General features: G+C 70.3%; 14 protein-coding genes and 1 pseudogene. 6 read left to right on the plus strand and 9 right to left on the minus strand.

Features of this window, described 5'->3' with window-relative positions; translation table 11 throughout:
• Positions 1–82: 82 nt before the first annotated feature.
• Positions 83–2,635 carry an ATP-dependent Clp protease ATP-binding subunit gene (locus tag ABZ622_RS20230; protein WP_360544955.1) on the minus strand — a complete coding sequence of 851 codons (2,553 nt, stop codon included), beginning with the start codon at positions 2,633–2,635 and terminating at the stop codon, positions 83–85.
• Between the two features lie 360 nt (positions 2,636–2,995).
• Between ABZ622_RS20230 and ABZ622_RS20235 the strand changes: the two genes are divergently transcribed.
• Complete coding sequence (locus ABZ622_RS20235; RefSeq protein WP_360544956.1) at positions 2,996–3,766, plus strand: hypothetical protein; 771 nt, start codon at positions 2,996–2,998, stop codon at positions 3,764–3,766.
• A gap of 69 nt (positions 3,767–3,835) precedes the next feature.
• Here the strand turns inward: ABZ622_RS20235 and ABZ622_RS20240 are convergent, their stop codons facing one another.
• Entirely contained in the window at positions 3,836–4,495 is a 660-nt protein-coding gene (locus tag ABZ622_RS20240; RefSeq protein WP_360544957.1) for an HAD family hydrolase, read from the minus strand.
• A gap of 407 nt (positions 4,496–4,902) precedes the next feature.
• Here ABZ622_RS20240 and ABZ622_RS20245 point away from each other — a divergent pair, with 407 nt between their 5' ends.
• Complete coding sequence (locus tag ABZ622_RS20245; RefSeq protein ID WP_360544958.1) at positions 4,903–5,625, plus strand: hypothetical protein; 723 nt, start codon at positions 4,903–4,905, stop codon at positions 5,623–5,625.
• A gap of 659 nt (positions 5,626–6,284) precedes the next feature.
• Here the strand turns inward: ABZ622_RS20245 and ABZ622_RS20250 are convergent.
• Both ABZ622_RS20250 and ABZ622_RS20255 read right to left on the minus strand, forming a co-directional pair.
• Positions 6,285–6,431: a hypothetical protein gene (locus ABZ622_RS20250; protein WP_360544959.1), complete on the minus strand. Its 147-nt coding sequence runs from the start codon at positions 6,429–6,431 to the stop codon at positions 6,285–6,287.
• 251 nt (positions 6,432–6,682) lie between these two features.
• Positions 6,683–7,198: a lytic polysaccharide monooxygenase auxiliary activity family 9 protein gene (locus ABZ622_RS20255; RefSeq protein WP_360544960.1), complete on the minus strand. Its 516-nt coding sequence runs from the start codon at positions 7,196–7,198 to the stop codon at positions 6,683–6,685.
• 206 nt (positions 7,199–7,404) lie between these two features.
• Here ABZ622_RS20255 and ABZ622_RS20260 point away from each other — a divergent pair.
• Positions 7,405–7,879, plus strand: a pseudogene (locus tag ABZ622_RS20260) (cupin).
• 73 nt (positions 7,880–7,952) lie between these two features.
• Here the strand turns inward: ABZ622_RS20260 and ABZ622_RS20265 are convergent.
• The 3 genes from ABZ622_RS20265 to ABZ622_RS20275 all read right to left on the minus strand — a co-directional run bounded on the left by ABZ622_RS20265 (position 7,953) and on the right by ABZ622_RS20275 (position 10,173).
• Positions 7,953–8,468 carry a DinB family protein gene (locus ABZ622_RS20265; RefSeq protein WP_360544961.1) on the minus strand — a complete coding sequence of 172 codons (516 nt, stop codon included), beginning with the start codon at positions 8,466–8,468 and terminating at the stop codon, positions 7,953–7,955.
• A 42-nt stretch (positions 8,469–8,510) separates the two neighbouring features.
• The gene (locus ABZ622_RS20270; protein WP_360544962.1) at positions 8,511–9,287 is read right to left on the minus strand and encodes a DUF4389 domain-containing protein; all 777 of its coding nucleotides are present in this window, start codon (positions 9,285–9,287) and stop codon (positions 8,511–8,513) included.
• 148 nt (positions 9,288–9,435) lie between these two features.
• Positions 9,436–10,173 carry a tyrosine-protein phosphatase gene (locus tag ABZ622_RS20275; RefSeq protein WP_360544963.1) on the minus strand — a complete coding sequence of 246 codons (738 nt, stop codon included), beginning with the start codon at positions 10,171–10,173 and terminating at the stop codon, positions 9,436–9,438.
• 108 nt (positions 10,174–10,281) lie between these two features.
• On the opposite strand from ABZ622_RS20275, the gene ABZ622_RS20280 reads away from it, so the two are divergent.
• Complete coding sequence (locus tag ABZ622_RS20280; protein WP_360544964.1) at positions 10,282–10,956, plus strand: YoaK family protein; 675 nt, start codon at positions 10,282–10,284, stop codon at positions 10,954–10,956.
• A gap of 192 nt (positions 10,957–11,148) precedes the next feature.
• Here ABZ622_RS20280 and rpmG read toward each other — a convergent pair whose 3' ends face one another.
• Positions 11,149–11,313: a 50S ribosomal protein L33 gene (gene rpmG, locus ABZ622_RS20285; protein ID WP_360544966.1), complete on the minus strand. Its 165-nt coding sequence runs from the start codon at positions 11,311–11,313 to the stop codon at positions 11,149–11,151.
• A gap of 391 nt (positions 11,314–11,704) precedes the next feature.
• Here rpmG and ABZ622_RS20290 point away from each other — a divergent pair, with 391 nt between their 5' ends.
• Positions 11,705–13,174 (plus strand): SpoIIE family protein phosphatase, encoded by a 1,470-nt coding sequence (locus ABZ622_RS20290; RefSeq protein WP_360544968.1) that lies wholly within the window; start codon positions 11,705–11,707, stop codon positions 13,172–13,174.
• Positions 13,175–13,342: 168 nt separating this feature from the next.
• Here ABZ622_RS20290 and ABZ622_RS20295 read toward each other — a convergent pair whose 3' ends face one another.
• Positions 13,343–14,842 (minus strand): hypothetical protein, encoded by a 1,500-nt coding sequence (locus ABZ622_RS20295; protein WP_360544970.1) that lies wholly within the window; start codon positions 14,840–14,842, stop codon positions 13,343–13,345.
• 231 nt (positions 14,843–15,073) lie between these two features.
• On the opposite strand from ABZ622_RS20295, the gene ABZ622_RS20300 reads away from it, so the two are divergent.
• On the plus strand, positions 15,074–16,210 hold the full coding sequence (locus ABZ622_RS20300) for an aminoglycoside phosphotransferase family protein (protein ID WP_266918481.1): 1,137 nt from the start codon (positions 15,074–15,076) through the stop codon (positions 16,208–16,210).
• The last annotated feature ends 38 nt before the right edge of the window (positions 16,211–16,248 follow it).

Here is a 16,248-nt window from a genome sequence, read left to right on the forward strand (position 1 = left end):
CCGGGAGCCCGGAGCCCGGAGCCGGGTGGCTCGGGGTCCGGGGCGCCCGGGATGCCAAGCCGGGGATCTGCGGCGTCGGAACCTACTCGGCCGCGACCGCCTCGGTCTCGTGCCCGTACCCCGAGCCCGACTCGGCCCCGGCCTCGGCAGAGGTCTCCGGGCGGCGGATCGAGCAGACCAGGGCGTTGTCCTGCACGTCGGCGACGATGGTGTCGCCCGGCTCGGCCTCGCCGCTCAGCAGCAGGGAAGCGATCCGGTTGTCGAGTTCGGTCTGGATCGTGCGGCGCAGCGGGCGGGCGCCGAACTCCGGCTGGTGGCCGTGCGCGACGAGCAGTTTCTTCGCTGCCTCGGTGATCTCCAGCTCCATGCCCTGGGCCCGTACGCGGCGTTTGCTGCCGTCGAGCATGAGGTCGACGATCTCGCCGAGGTCGTCCTTGTCGAGGCCGTGGAAGATGATCGTCTCGTCGACGCGGTTGAGGAACTCCGGCGGGAAGTGACCTCGCAGGTCGCCCATCAGGTCGTCGCGGATCTCGGAGACATCGCCCTTGTGGGCGAGGATGCGCTGGGCACCGATGTTGGACGTCATGATGACGACGGTGTGGCGGAAGTCCACCGTTCGCCCCTGCGCGTCGGTCAGGCGCCCGTCGTCGAGGACTTGCAGCAGCGTGTTGAAGACGTCGGGGTGGGCCTTTTCCACCTCGTCGAACAGGAGCACGCTGTACGGCTGGCGGCGCACCTTCTCCGTCAGCTGGCCGGCCTCCTCGTGGCCCACGTATCCGGGCGGTGCGCCGACGAGCCGCGAGACGGTGTGCTTCTCCTGGAACTCGCTCATGTCGAAGCGGGTCATGCGGTTCTCGTCGCCGAAGAGCAACTCCGCGAGCGCCTTCGCCAGTTCGGTCTTGCCCACACCGGTGGGACCGAGGAAGAGGAAGGAGCCGACGGGGCGGTTGGGGTCGCCCATTCCGGCCCGGTTGCGGCGCACCGCCTGCGCGATCGCGGTGACCGCCTCGTCCTGGCCGACCACGCGGGAGTGCAGCGCGTCCTCCAGCTTGAGGAGCCTCTCCTTCTCACTGGCGGTGAGCTGCGTGACCGGGATGCCGGTGCGGCGGGAGACGACTTCGGCGATGTCGGCGGTGGTGACGTCCATGACGCCCTCGCGCCGTTCCTCGACACCGGCGAGTTCGGCCTCGGTCTCCGCGATCTGGAGCTTCAGCCCCGACGCCTTCTCGAAGTCCTCGGACGCGACCGCTTCGTCCTTCTCCCGCTTCAGCTTGGCAAGCTTGTCCTCGCGGGAGACGACCTCGGTGGACCTGCCGAGCGACCGCAGCCGCACCCTGGCGCCCGCCTGGTCCACGAGGTCGATGGCCTTGTCCGGCAGGAAGCGGTCGCTGATGTAGCGGTCGGACAGTTCGGCCGCTGCCACCAGTGCGTCGTCGGCGAAGCGGACCTGGTGGTGGGCCTCGTAGGAGTCCCGCAGGCCCTCCAGGATCTGGATGGTCTCCTCGACCGTCGGCTCGGGCACCATGACGGGCTGGAAGCGGCGCTCCAGCGCGGCGTCCTTCTCGATGTGCTTGCGGTACTCGTCGATGGTCGTCGCACCTACGACGTGCAGTTCACCGCGGGCCAGAGCCGGTTTGAGCATGTTGCCCGCGTCCATGGCACCCTCGCCGGACGCCCCGGCGCCGACCACGGTGTGCAGCTCGTCGATGAACAGGATCGTCGAGTCCGCGGCGGCACTGACCTCGTCAATGACGTTCTTGAGCCGTTCCTCGAACTGGCCGCGGTACTGGGAGCCCGCCACCAGGCCGGAGAGGTCCAGGGCGATCACCCGCTTGTCCTTGAGGGTGCGGGGGACGTCCCCGGCCACGATGCGCTGGGCGATTCCTTCCACGATCGCGGTCTTGCCGACGCCGGGCTCACCGATCAGCACGGGATTGTTCTTGGAGCGCCGCGAGAGAACCTCCACAGTCTGCTCGATCTCCTCGGCCCGGCCGACCACGGGGTCGAGTTTCCCGGCCTTCGCCTCCTCGGTCAGGTCGCGTCCGTACTGGTCGAGCGTCGGGGTGTCGCTCGTTCCGCCCGCCGGGGTGCCGTCGGCCCGTGCCGCGTTGTCCGCCTCGCGCCGCAGTTTGCCGGTGTCCGTGCCGTAGGCGCCGAGCAGCTTGGCCGCACCGGATTCCTGGGTGTCCAGCAGCGCGCCGAGGATGTGCTCGGGCCCGATGTAGGAGACCCCGGCCGCCTGCGAACGCTCGTAGGCCTGCAGCAGTACGCGCTTGGCGGCCGGTGTCAGGCTCGGCTCCGCGGACGGCGTGGCGCTCTCGCCCGGCAGGACTTCCGCGATCCGTTTGCCCAGCTCGTCGGGGTCCGCCCCGGCCTGTTTGAGCAGGGTGCGCGCCGGGTCCACCTGGGTGGCGGCCCACAGCAGGTGCTCGGTGTCCAGGTCCCGGCTGCCGTCCTCGGTCGCGCGTGTGGTCGCCCGGCCTATCAGCTCACGGGCGGATTCGGTCAGCAGCCGCCCGATGGGAACCCGCTGCACCTGTGGCGGTGAGGACGCCGGGGACATCCCGAAGAACCGGTTGAGCAGTTCGTTGAACGGGTCCGGGCCGCCGAAGGAGCCGAAGGAGGACATGGTCATGGTCACCGTCCAGTGGGTGCGGGTGGAAGGGAGCGGGCGAGCGGTATGCCTGCCGGGTTCGCCCTGCGCCGGACACGGACGTGGAATGCCAGGGGCCGCGGCGCAGCACGGTCGCCCCGTGGCCCCCGTCGACAGGTGATTTCACTAGACCAACGCCCACCCCGTCTCGCAACGGCGCGGGCGGGCACCCAACGCCCGCCGCCGTCGCCCGGCACCGCGTCACCGACTTCCCGGCGTTGTGACGGACCGGCCGGGAGTACGCCGTTCGGGTGGCATCCGGGGCGACCGTACCGAACCGGGCGGGCGACGGTCCCGGCAGGTCGCCTCGCCGACCGCCCGGTCCCGGCCAAGACTTGCGCCATGAGCGACAACGAAAAGTCGGAGGATCTCAAGGGCGGCCCCGGCCACATCATCCTCCTGGCGGTCGTCTTCGCCGTGCCCGTCCTCAAGCTGGCCTGGACGCTCGGCGGCGGAGGCGAGGCGAGCGAGGCGCTGGTCGCCATGGAGCCGTCCAACTGGCCGGACGTCCTGATCGGCATGCTCCTCAACACCGCGCTGCTCGCCTCGGTGCTTGCCGTCGTCGTCTCGCGCACCACCTACGCGTACTTCGCCGCCAAGGGCGGAGCCCGGGTGCACGCGGACAGCTCCCTCGTTCACACATTGCTGACCGCCACCGTCGTTCCCCTCACCTTCGCGCTGGTGGTCGGCGCCTTCCACGGGTGGTGGTGGGGCCTCGCGGTGGCCGTTGCCTCGTACGCGCTGCGTCTCGGTGTGATCGTCGAGTACCGCACCGGGCGTCGCGAGCGCGGCAGCGGCAAGCGCACGCGTACGTCCCCCTCCGGCTGGCTGCAATGCTCCGCCGACACCGCGGCCGTGGCCGCCCTGCTGCTGGCCGGGCTGGTGCTCCCGGTGATCGCGCTGGCCGGGGCGGTGGACGGCCGCTCCTGGACGAGTGTTGTGGAATGCGATGTGAACACCGGAGAGGGGAACGAACGTGCTCGTCTGGTGGAGTTGGGGCACAAGGGCAACGGTGTCGTCGGCTGGGACATCGAGGGGGACGAGGTCGTCAACGGCATCAACTGCGGCGTCTCCGAGAACGACGTGGTGCGCGCGCCGTTGTGGCGCACTTGAGGACGGGCCCGGCGAGATTTCCGGCGCGCGGTCGCCCCCTCCGCCCCGACCGGTTGATCGCGTCCGGCCTCAGTGGGTGACGGCCGCCAGCAGCCCGGGAAGTTCGCGCATGTCGTCGAACACGGTGGTACGTGGCCCTTCGAGCCGCGAGGCCGGTGTGAGACCGCCGCAGTAGCCGAAGGCCCGCATCCCGGCGGCGCGGGCCGCCTGGACCCCGTACACGCTGTCCTCGATCACCACGCACAGTGCGGGGTCCACGCCCATGGAGCGGGCGGCGTGAAGGAAGAGGTCGGGGGCGGGCTTGCCCGTCGCGACGTCGTCGGCGCTGAAGATGTTCTCCGCGAAGTGGTCGCTCAACGCCGCGAGCCGGAGGTTGCGCCTGATCCCGTCGTGATCGCCGTTCGACGCGACACAGACGGGTGTGGTGAGGCGGTTCAACGCCTCGGCGATGCCGTCGACGGCGGTCAGTTGGGCGTCCAGCGCCGTACGGTACAGATGCTCGTACTTCTGCTTCCAGTCCTTCTCCAGCCGGCGTCCGAGCCGCTGCTCGACGGCCGCCGTGAAGGCCTCGCCGGACGAGCCCACGAACCGCTCGACGATCTCGGCTTCGGTGAACGCGCATCCCAGGTCGGCCATGACCCTCGCGTCCACCCTGACGCATATCCGCTCGCTGTCCACGAGGACACCGTCACAGTCGAAGATCACCAGTTCGACAGGGCTCCGAGTCATGGGCGGCAGCTTAGCCGCCCTGCGAATCCACCCAGGTCCCCGGGGCCAGTACCAGCAGCAGGTCAGGAAGGACCAACTGCCGGCCGGGCGCGTTGACTCGTGGCATCCAGTTTCGGACATGCGCAGGATGGCTGTACTCCGCTCCGAGGCCGGCGTATCGACTCGTCCGCGTCCGGCAGCCGCGCCGCGCCGGCGGTCGGTTCGCCGACCCGGCGGTCTCTTGGGGACCGCGCCTGCTGACCACTGCCGCAGCAGGCAGACCGACGCGTCACAGCTGACACATCGTCAGGCACATGGCCTGTGTACGCCGCCACCCTGGCGCGTTCTATTTCCGGATTTCTACGTTCTTGTCGGTGGCATACGCCACGCTGGGCATATACCGCCCAACACCGGCTTGGAGGCCAGTAGTGGACGCCCAGGACCTCGCGCAGCTCGCCGACAAAGAGTTCGAGCAGATTCTCACCTCGAACATTCACCCGCCCACCCGCGACGCCAGAACATGGGCGGCGATCACCCACCCCGACAATCTGCCGCGAGCCCGGAAGATCCTCACGCATGTCCACGAACGCACCGCGAGCGTCCTGCGCCGCCGGAAGACGGAGCGCGAGGAGTTCCGCGTCGAGTGCTTCGCCCGGGGCGAGGCCGGCAAGCGCGAATGGTTCGCCACCCGGGCCGAATTCGAATCGCTGCGGCGCCGCACCGCCAACTTTCACCAGCGCGTCCAGCGAGCCATCTCCGAACTGGGCCAGGAACAGCGGAACGTGAACCGCGCGCAGAGCCTCAACTCCGGTCAGCAGAGCCGCGAGACGCTCCGTGAACTGGCCGTCGCCGTGCAACGCCACCAGGCGGTCCACGCCCGCAACGGCGGCGGCGCCGAGCCGGCGGACCACGAACTGTGGCGGCACCTCGACCGGCTGACCGTGCCCACCGGCCCCGGGCAGGATCCGACGACGCTCCGCACGATGCTCAGCATCTACTGGACCGACATGCACCCGGTCGGCGACGATCCGGAGTACCGGACACGGACCGGACACATCAGCCACAGCACCCCCGCCGCCGCCCCCGCCGCGGCTCACTGCTGTGTGCCACAGGCCCGGCGCGTTCACGACCAGGAGGACCGCGAGACGTAGCCGCGGAGCCTCCCGGGCCCGCTGGGCGGGTGCGGGGCGGAACGGAGGTCGTCCGTTGCGCCCCGCATCTGGAAACGTCCGGGTCAGGAGGCCTTGTACAGACCCGGCTTCGCCACGTGCGGGTTGGCACGGGCGCCGAGGACGCGAAGCCGGACCTTGGACGTGGTGTCGGGGCGCACTCAGCTGCTCGATGCGCTTGTAGCCGATGATGCCCGCCTGCCCGACGGTCTTCCACGCGGTGCCGTCCCAGATGTCCACCGCGAAGGACTCGACCCGTTGCCCGCGGGTGATGTCCTCCTGGAGCACGACGCGGTCGAACGCGACCGGCTGCGGGGACTCCACGACCACCTCCCCCGAGTGTGCGTCACCGGCGGGGCTCCACGCGGAGGTCAGCTCCTCGTCGGTCGGCGCGGAGCCCCCGGACGGGAGCAGCAGGTTGGTGCCGTAGGTGGCGCGTACGGTCCGTCCGGAGGACGCCGGCGCGGTGGTGTCCGTATCACTGATCCGGCCGGCCCGTTTGGGCGGCACGTTCAGCAGCACGGAGTTGCGGCCGACCGATGTGCGGTGCTGCGGATGTTGACGATGTTGTTGGTGAACGTGATGTCGTGTTTGTTGGTGGTGTTCTCGTTGATGATCCTCTGGCTGATGCCTTCGCCGATTTAGATGGTGTTGTTGTGGGCGCGTACAGCGTCGAAGGTGCCGGAGCAGGTTTCGATGCCGCGGTAGTGGTCGTTGCGGCTGACGTTGTACTGGAAGACGGCTACGTATGCGCCATCGACGCATTCGCTACGGCTCGCTCTATGCACGCTCTGTGCACCGCCTGTGCAGTGTCGAGAGCGCTATGGTGCGAAGGAAGGTCATCCCGAAAGACTTTGATCGGATGTCTTGGCCTTCTTACAACACTGCGCAGCCGGGAGCATGAGAATGCGGCGGTGATGTCAACGGAGTTGACCAGCACCGGCCGACCGGTCGGCCTCAGGGATCGGACGACTCCTTTGGTGCGCCGGAGCCCGCGCGAGCGGGCGGGCTCCGGCGCACCGCCGGCCGGGCCCGTCGGTCAGCCGACGTTCACATCGATGCAGGCGTAGAAGGCGTTGGCCGTGTCCGCGATGTTCCACACCGCGAGAACCTTCTGCCTGCCCGTCAGGCCACCGAAGTCGACCTGGTGGGTGACGGTGGCGCCGGGCTGCGCACCGTTGTCGTTGAACTCGGCGAACTTCCGGCCGCCCGCGAAGTACTGCCAGGTGCTCGTGGCGTGCCGGGCGGTCAGGACCCACTGGAACGATGTGTTCCGGCTCACCGGGGTGACCTGCCACCCCTTGGAGTCGTCGTCGAGTTCGGCGAACCTGCTGTTGCCGCCGCTGCAACTGGTCAGCCCCTTGGGGCCTTCCACGCTCTGCGGCTCGTACTTGATCTCCCCGCAGCTCACGGTCCCGGCGGCGCACTGGGCCTGGCGGCTCGGGGGCGACGAGATGTATCCGTGGGCACTGGCGGAGCCGACCGGAAGGCTCAGGACCAGTACGGGGGCGAGTAAGGCACCGATGACTGCGGCCGTCTTCCTTTTCGCGTGCATGCTTCTCCTTCACATGAGGCGTCGCCGCACACGAGCGGGCTATGGGGGCCCGGCGGTGGCAGACCGGCCTCTCCAGTGTGGGGGCCAAGAAGTGCGAAGGGCACGGCAGGAACCTGCCGCGTACGCCCGGGACTCGCGACGTCCGGCAGGGCCCTGCACTTGGACTAGACCATACCCATCGACGCGTTCACGTCAAGGCGCCCGGCATCATTCGTGGTGCCGGCACGGCCGCCCACGGACTCCCGCCGCACGCCCGGCTCCACCACATCCGGGCCGACGCGCTCGACGGCGACACCGCGCAGACGGGCGGCATGCGGCGGTTCGCCGCGATCAGCGGCGGCCGGGTCGGGTCGCGGCACATCTGGATGGGCCAGACCCATGTGGCGGCGCGAACCGCCTCGTCCAACCACCACCACGGTGACTCCGAGACGGCGATCCATGCCGTCGAGGTGCACCCGGAGTTCGTGTTCCTCGACGATTCGAGCGGCACGGGCGAGGAGATCCGGATCCGCGCCTCCCCCGGTGACTACGTCTTCGTACCGCCGTTCGTTCCGCACCGCGAGGAGAACCCGAGCCCCGACGAAGAGGCCGTCGTGGGTGATCGCCCGCAGCACCCAGGAGGCGATCGCCGTCAATCTGCCCGAGCTGTACGTGCCGGGGGACGAGCCGGATGACGGATGACGGTCGGAGCGGGCCCGGCCTGGCCCGCTCCGACCCGCGCACCGTCGGCGCCGAGCCCCCGTTCAGCGGCGCGTCACCACCCCGTCGCGCCGTCCACGCCCTCCCGCACCAGGTCGGCGTGGCCGGTGTGGCGCGCGTACTCACCGATCATGTGCAGGTGGATCAGGCGCAGCGAGAACACCTCGCCGCCATGGACGAAGGTGTCGTCCAGCGAGGCAGTGGCGACGATCTCGTCCGCGAGCCGGCATTCCTCGACTAGGCGGGCGTAGTCCTCGGCCGCGCGGGACGGGTCCAGGTCCTCGAAGTCCGCGTCCTTGCCCTTCGCCGGGTCGTACATGGGGTCGAACGGCTGCCCCGCGAACCGCTCCCGGAACCAGACCCGTTCGACCTTCGCCATGTGGCGGATCAGCCCCAGCAGGGTGAGGTTCGACGGCCGCACGGTCTGTGCGGCGAGTTGCTCCCCGGTCAGGCCCGCGCACTTGTGCAGCAGGGAGTTGCGGAACCATGCGAGATAGCCGGTGAGCATCTCCCGCTCGCCGGCCACGAGTGAACCGGATGTGCGCGTCACCTCGGGTGCAGTCCATGTCATGCCATGATCATGCCTCGGCCGCGACGGTACCGGGCAGGTTTTTCACATGCCGTCGGCGGACTCCATCGACCAGTCGGCCGTGGACGACGTGGTGATGGAGGTGGCCGCCCCGAGCACCAGGAACAGGACGAGCAGCCCCTTGCCCGCACCGCTCATGACGAGCGGCCGGGTGGCGGAACGCGACTGCTGCCGCGGTACGGAGAGGTCGTCGTCGCCGAAGAAGCCCTTGGGGTAGGCCGGGGTGAGCATCATGGCGTAGGCGCAGAAGCGCATGTCGTAGCGGAGTACGGCGGCCGTGGCCTCGAAGAGGGGGCGGGGCATGCGTCCCAGGATCAGGGTGATCAGCCACCAGATGACCGCCACCGTCCACCAGCCGGCCACGGCGAGACCCTGCACGACGGCCGCCGGAATCATCAGGATCAGACGGAAGAGAACGGCCAGGCGGTTGAGGCCAGTGGGTCTGACCTCGATCCGGGCCGGGTAGTCCGGCGGCGGATCGAGGGCGAACGGCGGATAGCGGTCCACGAGCAGCATGCTGCCGGCGCCGACCCGTACCTGGTAGCCGAGGTATCCGGCGAGGAACCGGAAGACCGGTTCGGGCAGCCGCCCCAGGAACAGCGCGGCGAACCAGCCCACGATGACGGTCAGCACGGCCGCGATGTGCAGGAAGAACAGCACGATGTAGTGCGGAATCAGGATCAGCAGCCGCACCAGCACGGTGAGCCGGCGCTGCCGCGGCGGCTCGACGATGTCCAGCACGGGCAGCCACTCGGCCGCGGCCCATGCCCTCGGGCCCGGACTCCACTGGGCGTCGGCCATGTCGCTCCTCGTCGGCGGGTGGTCCGTACGCCCTCGGCGCGTACGACGTCTCCCCACGCTGGGCCGGGTTGCGACGCCCCGCAATCGGCCATGGGCCGAACGGGTGCCCCGGCCCCTCGCCGGTCGTACGGCGCACGAGCGGCCGGGCTCACCCGGCGGGTTCGAGCAGCTTCCCGCGCAGTGCCGCCACCAACTCCTCGTCCATGCCGAGGAATTCGGTGACATAGGCGTGGACGGAGCCGTGTGTCGCGGTCAGGTCGGCCAGGAAGAACCGCATGATGTCGGCGGGCGCCGTGCCGTATCCGGGCCAGCGGGGCTCCTGGCCGGGGTGGTCCGCCCTCCAGTCGGCCAGCAGCCGTTCGGTGGCGAGACCGGTGAGGGCGAAGTCGGCGACGATGTCGTCCTCGGCCACGCCGACCAGGGACAGGACGAGTGCGGCGAGCAGCCCGGTCCGGTCCTTGCCCGACGCGCAGTGGAAGACGACGGGGCCGCTGTCCTCGTCGGCGATCACTTCCAGGGCTCGGCGGAGTTCCACGACCCCGTCATGGGCGACCTCGGCGTACCGGTCGGCCAGGAAGCGCCCGGTCTCCACCTCCGGGCCCAGGGCGGCCTGGTCATAGGGCCGGTGCTCGATGCTGAGGTTGTGGTACCGCAGTCCCGGCGCCTCGGGCACTCGCCCCTTGGCGGCTATCTCCCAGTCATACCGCAGGTCGATGACCGTGCCGATCCCGAGGGCCCGGAAGCGGTCCTCGTCCTCGCCGCGCAGCTTGCCCAGTGAATCGGACCGGTAGAGCCTGCCCCATCGGACCGGTCGGCCGCCCTCCCCCGGATAGCCGCCGACGTCGCGGAAGTTGTGCAGTCGCTCGAATGCCAGGTGTCTGTTCATGACGGAGGACTCTAAAGGCACACGGCGGGGTACGTCGGAGGACTCCAGAGGCACACGGCGGGGTACGTCGGCGTCGCGGTGGTGCGGGCCCGAAACGAGAATGCAGGCGTGTCCACTCCCACGCGCCCCTCCGCCCCCGCCCGCCGCGCAGGGCCCGGCCCATGGGGCGAGTGGGCCCTGCTGCTCCTGTCGGCCGCTTCCGGGGCGGCCGACGCGTTCGTCTTCATCTGTGTCGGCCAGGTCTTCGCCGGGGTGATGACCGGAAATCTGGTGCTGCTCGGCGCTTCTGCCGCCGGTGCCGGAGAGCGAGGAGTGGCGCTGCGGGTGATCACCGCGCTGGTCGCCTACGCCGTCGGTGTCGGCTGCGGCGCGTGGATGAGCGAGCGGTTGCGGTGGTCACTGCCGGTGATGCTGCTGGTGGAGGTGGTCCTGCTGACGGCCGCGGCCGTGCTGTGGGCGCTGGGGCTGATCGCCTCGGACGGGGACCGGCTCGGGCTGCTGGTGCTCATCGCCGTGGCCATGGGCGTCCAGGGCCGGATCCGGGCGACGCCCACCAACTATTTCACCGGCACGCTCACCGCCCTGGTCGGCCGAGCGGCGATGCGGTCCTGGGAGCGGGGGGACCACTGGGTGGCCGGCCGGCTGCTCGCTGTCGTGGCCGGCGCGGCCGTGACCGCGCTGGCCGTACGCCTGTGGCCGGACGCGGCCGCCGCGGTGGCTGCGGTGCCGGCAGCGGGCGCACTGCTCGTCGAGACGGGACGCCGAGGGATGTCAGAGGGCTGACCTGCGACGATGCCCGGGGCAGAGGAAAGCCCCGGCCGGATCGGGGGAATCCAGCCGGGGCGGCTCAAGAGTGGGCGCGGTGCGCGACATCCACATATAGGTGAACGATAAACCACCGCTTCCCGTTCCCGGAAACAGGCACCCCGCACTGTGATCCACAGCACGGAACGCGGTCTCCCTGCGACTGCGCGGTCAGCGCTCCTCGCGGAAGAGCACATGCTGCCCCGCCACGGGGTCGAACTTGCGCAGCACCAGCCGGTCGGGGTTGTTGCGACGACTCTTGCGGGTCACGTAGCTCTGCCCCGTTCCGGCCGTCGACCGGAGTGTCACGACGGGACGGGTCTCACTGCGGGCCATGGGCGCCTCCAGACTTTCGCGCCGACCCCACTCACCCATGATGGGAATGGGTATCGTTTTCGTTCTGCTGGCGTAACGCGACGGGTCGCCGCCGCATTCCCGCCGCGAAGCCGAGGGGCCTCGCATATGCCCCTGACCGGCCCCGGCGTGCGGCGAAGGGTCGCTGCGCGCGGGCGCACAACCGTCCCCACACGCCGGATGACTTGCGCCAACGTCCGTCGACAGCAACGGTGTTCGACGGACCGGCGCCCCGCGCAGCCTGTGACATATGCCAGAAGCAACAACGTCTCGAGTGTTGCCAAATCCCTTACGGGCTCCCGCGGGCTGTGCAACAGTCATCTTCGGTCCACCTTTCAGACCTGGTCGTGCCGCGCCTGTATCGGAGTACGAGATGCCGTCCCATCTGTCCGCGGACCGCCCCGCCCCACAACCACCCGAGCGCGACACCGTCGATGCCCTGATCAACCGGACCCTTCGGCTCCGTGGCGATGTGGATGCCGTGCGGCGGGACACGGTGCTGTTCGACGAGGAGGACCCGCAGCTGCGCTGGCGGCGGGCGCTCTGCGATCTCGCGGTCCACCATCTCGACGACCTCGGGGCACACCTGGGACAGCTCAAGGAGGGCCTGCCGCCCGGGACCCCGCAGCGCCTCGCGCAGCTCCCGGCGCCGGGGGCAGGGCAGGACACGGGGGAGGAAGACCCACCGGAGCGTTACGACGAGCCGAAGCCCGGATCGCTGATCGGCCGGGTGGGCAGCGCGGAGTGGAATCTGCTCACCGACGACGTCAGCTGGTCCGAGGAACTGTTCCAGATCTTCGGCAGGCCCCCCGCGGCCGGACCTCTCTCGCTCGACGAACTCCCGTCCATGCTCCTTCCCGAGGACCAGCCCCTGCTCACCGCCCTGGTGACCGACTGCCTGGTGGACGGCAGGCCGATAGACGGCGAGTTCCGCATCACGCGGAGCGACGGCCGGGTGCGCACGCTCCACATGATGGGCGAGCCCGTCCTGGATTCGAACGGGTGCACCGCCTCCATGTGGGCCGTCCTGCGCGACGTCAGCGAGCTGCGGCGCAGCCAGCAGGCGGTGCACCGGACGCATGACTCGCTGCGCAGCCGGGAGCACCGGGCGCAGACCGAGCACCGTCTGGCGGTCGAGCTCCAGGAGGCCGTGCTCCCCCCGTGGCGGGGTTCGCTGCGGCTTCCCTCGCAGGGGCCCGGCGCCCTGGACGTCGCGGCCCACTACCTTCCGTCGGATTCGAGTTCGCTCATCGGCGGCGACTGGTACGACGCACTGGAAATGCCGGACGGCCGGACCGTACTCACGGTCGGTGATCTGACCGGGCACGGCGTCCGGGCCACCTCGGCCATGGCGATGCTGCTCGGCGCGTTACGCGGCATGGCCGTGGCCGGCATCGAGCCGGGTGCTCTGATGGGGCACCTCAATCAGTTACTGGAGTCCTCCGTTCAGCCCGCTCTCGGCAGCGCGGTGTGCTGCCGTGTCGATCCGGCCACCGGCGCGCTCGTCTGGGCGCAGGCCGGACACCCCGCGCCGCTGCTGTTCCGCGACGGTGTGGGGCGTCCGCTGCCCGCGCCGGACGGGGTCCTGCTCGGCGCGGCCTCCGGGGTCGCGTACGAGCAGGACGAAATGCGCCTGCTGCCCGGTGATGTGCTGGTACTGCACACCGACGGGCTGAACCGTCACAGCGACCGGGGTGCGGGCCCGGACGCGCTGCTGGCTCTGGCACCGCGGTTCGCGCAGGCCCGTTCGGCACAGGAGTGCCTGCGGACCGTCGTCGCGGAGTTCGGCGGCATCGAGCGCCTGGACGACGCCTGCGTGCTGATCGCCCGCATCGGGGCGTAGCGCACGACGGCATGCGTACCGGGCCACGGCGCACACGGAACACCGGACACGGCGCAGTACGCAGGAGGGCATGCCCGCCTACGGGTGCGGTGCTCGGACGGCCGGTGGTAGGAATGACGGTGGTCGGAAGGTCTGGGCTCGGCGCCCCTTCGTCGCGGCGCCCGCAGGTCAGATCTCCGAGGACCGCCTGCGCTGCTTGATGATGGAGCTCTGCGGCAGGGAGAGCTTGATCTCCTCCCGCAGGTCCTCGATCCTCGCGTAGCCCGCGAACTGGCCCGTGAGCCGGTACATTTCGCGCAGCCGGTCCCAGGTGCGGTGCGAGGAGGTCTCCCCCATCGTCACCAGGGCCAGTCGCGCGTAGCGGTCGGCCTGCTCGGGATCGTCGGCGATGAAGCAGGCCGAGGCGAGCGAGATGTAGTCGAAGATCTTGGACCGCTGGCGTCCGTTGGCCCGCAGCTCCAGCGCCAGCTTGGCGTGGCGCTGGGCCACGATCGCCGCCGACGGGTCGTGTTCGGCGAGCGTGCGGAAGGCCAGGGCCTGCATGCCGTGCATGTCCGCCTCGTCGAACATCTGCATCCAACTGGGCGGCGGCACATCGCTCTTGTCCGAGGTGAAGAGCTCCTCGGCCTTCCCCAGCGTGCGCCGCATCGCCTGGCCGCGGCCCATGGATGCCTGTGCCCAGGCCTCGATGGTGTGCAGCATCGCCTGGGTGCGGGGCAGAACCATGTCCCCGGAACCGGACTTGGCGAGCTTCATCAGGTCCAGGGCGTCTTCGGGACGGCCCAGGTGGACCATCTGACGGGCCGCCCTGGAGAGCGCCTCGCCCGCGCGGGGGCGGTCGCCACCCTCGCGCGCCGCGTGGGCCGCGATGATGAAGTACTTCTGGGCGGTCGGTTCGAGGCCGATGTCGTGGGACATCCATCCCGCGAGTACCGCGAGGTTGGCCGCGACGCCCCAGAGCCTGCGCTGGAGGTGATCGGGGTGGCGGTAGGCGAGCATGCCGCCCACCTCGTTGAGCTGGCCCACCACGGCCTTGCGCTGGAGTCCGCCGCCCCGTGAGGCGTCCCAGGCACGGAACACCTCGACGGACCGTTCGAGCGCCTCGATCTCGTCCGACCCGATGGGCGCGGCCTCGTACCGGTCGAAACCGGCCGGGTCCGCGTACAGCGGGTCTTCGATCCTTGGCGCGTCGGCCGCCAGTACGGGGTCGGAGTGCAGCCAGTCGTGCATGGGGCCGGTGATGGTCGATCCTGCGGCGAGCGCGGCGCCCGCGCTCACCAAGCCGCGTCGGTTGAGCATGAGGTCCATTCCCGTGAATTCGGTGAGGACCGCTGCCGTCCGCTCGGGCGCCCACGGCAGTCCGTCGGGATTGTCCTGCGTCCCGGCCTCCCGCCGCTTCCCCACACGCCCGCGTCGGCCGAACCCGAGGTCCTCGATGGTCACGACACGACCGAGCCGCTCGGTGAACAGGGCAGCCAGCACCTTGGGCACGGGATCGCGGGGGGACTCCCCCATATCGATCCAGCGCCTCACCCGCGAGGTGTCGGTGGCCAGTTGCGGGTGGCCCATGGCCGCCGCCTGCCTGTTCACCATTCTCGCGAGTTCGCCCTTGGACCAGCCGGCGAGGCCGAACAGGTCGGACAGGCGGGTGTTGGGTTCTCCGGTCACGTCAAGCCCCCAGGTTCTCGGCTGTGTCGACAGTAACCCCCTGTCAGAGGCCTTGCGACAATTCGCCAGGGTTCGCCAGGGTCCGCCAGTTGGTCTGCCACCCGCCTGCCGGTGTCAGGTAGGAAAGCGCCACCCCGCCCGGCAGCCCTAGGTACTCCCCAGGGTGCCGAACGGCCGCCGGCCGGGGCGGCGCACGCAACTTGTCGGCGCGCGAAGGGATCTGTCTCGCCCATGTACACAGCATCGTCCTCCGTGACCGCCCCGCCCCGGCCGCTCCGTCCCCTGGGGGCGGGCGGTGGCCCGTACCTCTCGCCGCACGCCGCTCCCCCGGCGCCCGGCACGGTCCGGCCGCGTCGGCCGGCCGGGACGGTCGGCCCGCCGCTCAGCGGCCGGCTGGACCTGTCCGGCGCGCAGGGGGCGCAGCTGAGAATGGCGATCGCCTCGGTGCACCGGATCTGCCCCGAGTTCAATCCGGTCCAGGTGCTTCGCCGCAGCGGCCGTTCGGTGCTGCTCGTGGGCTCCACCGGCCGGGCGACTGCGGTCGCCAAGTGTTTACTGGACCACTCCCCGGCGTGGTCGGAGCGGTTCCGTCACGAAATAGCTGCATATCGTGCGTTCGTCCGGCACCGTCCACCGGTGCGCGTGCCGCGGCTCATCGCGGCCGATCCGGAGAACTGCACACTGGTGATCGAGCGGATGCCCGGCCGGGTGGCCGCGTTGACCCGGCATCCCTCGGAGGCTCCGCCCCGGGCCGACATCCGGGCCGCGCTGGGCGCGATCAGACAGGTCAACAACTGGCGGCCGGCGCCGGGGCTGTTCGACGCTCCGCTCGACTACGCGTCGCGGATCGCCCGCTACCACGAGCTGGGGCTCTTCACGGACCGCGATCTGGGCGATCTACAGAAGCTGCTGCACGGTCTGGCGCACGCGGGCGGCCGACAGGGCATGGGGCAGTTCTGTCATGGTGACGCACTGCTCTCCAACATCCTGCTGTCGCCCACGGGTCCGGTGCTGGTGGACTGGGAGCACGCGGGCTGGTATCTGCCCGGGTACGACCTGGCGACGCTGTGGACGATCCTCGGCGACGCACCGGCGGCGCGTCGTCAGATCAGCCAGCTGGCGCAGGCCGACGGACCCGCCGCGCGGGACGCGTTCCTGGTGAATCTGATGCTGGTGCTGACCCGCGAGATCCGTACGTACGAGACGGCCGTCCAGCGGGCCATGCGCGACTCGACGGGCTCTGGCGCCGGTCAGGAGCGCCCGGGTGCGCTGTCGTCGAGCGAGGAGCAGCGGCTGTTGCTGCGCCGGCTGCACGACGACTGCGCGATGGCCCGCAGGGCCGTGCGTGCCGCGGTCGGCACCCGCTGACCCTGCCGGGGGGACGCGCGCCGCGGGTCCGGTGCCGA

Origin of the sequence: Streptomyces sp. NPDC007164, assembly GCF_040634135.1 — a bacterium.
GTDB lineage: Bacteria > Actinomycetota > Actinomycetes > Streptomycetales > Streptomycetaceae > Streptomyces > Streptomyces sanglieri.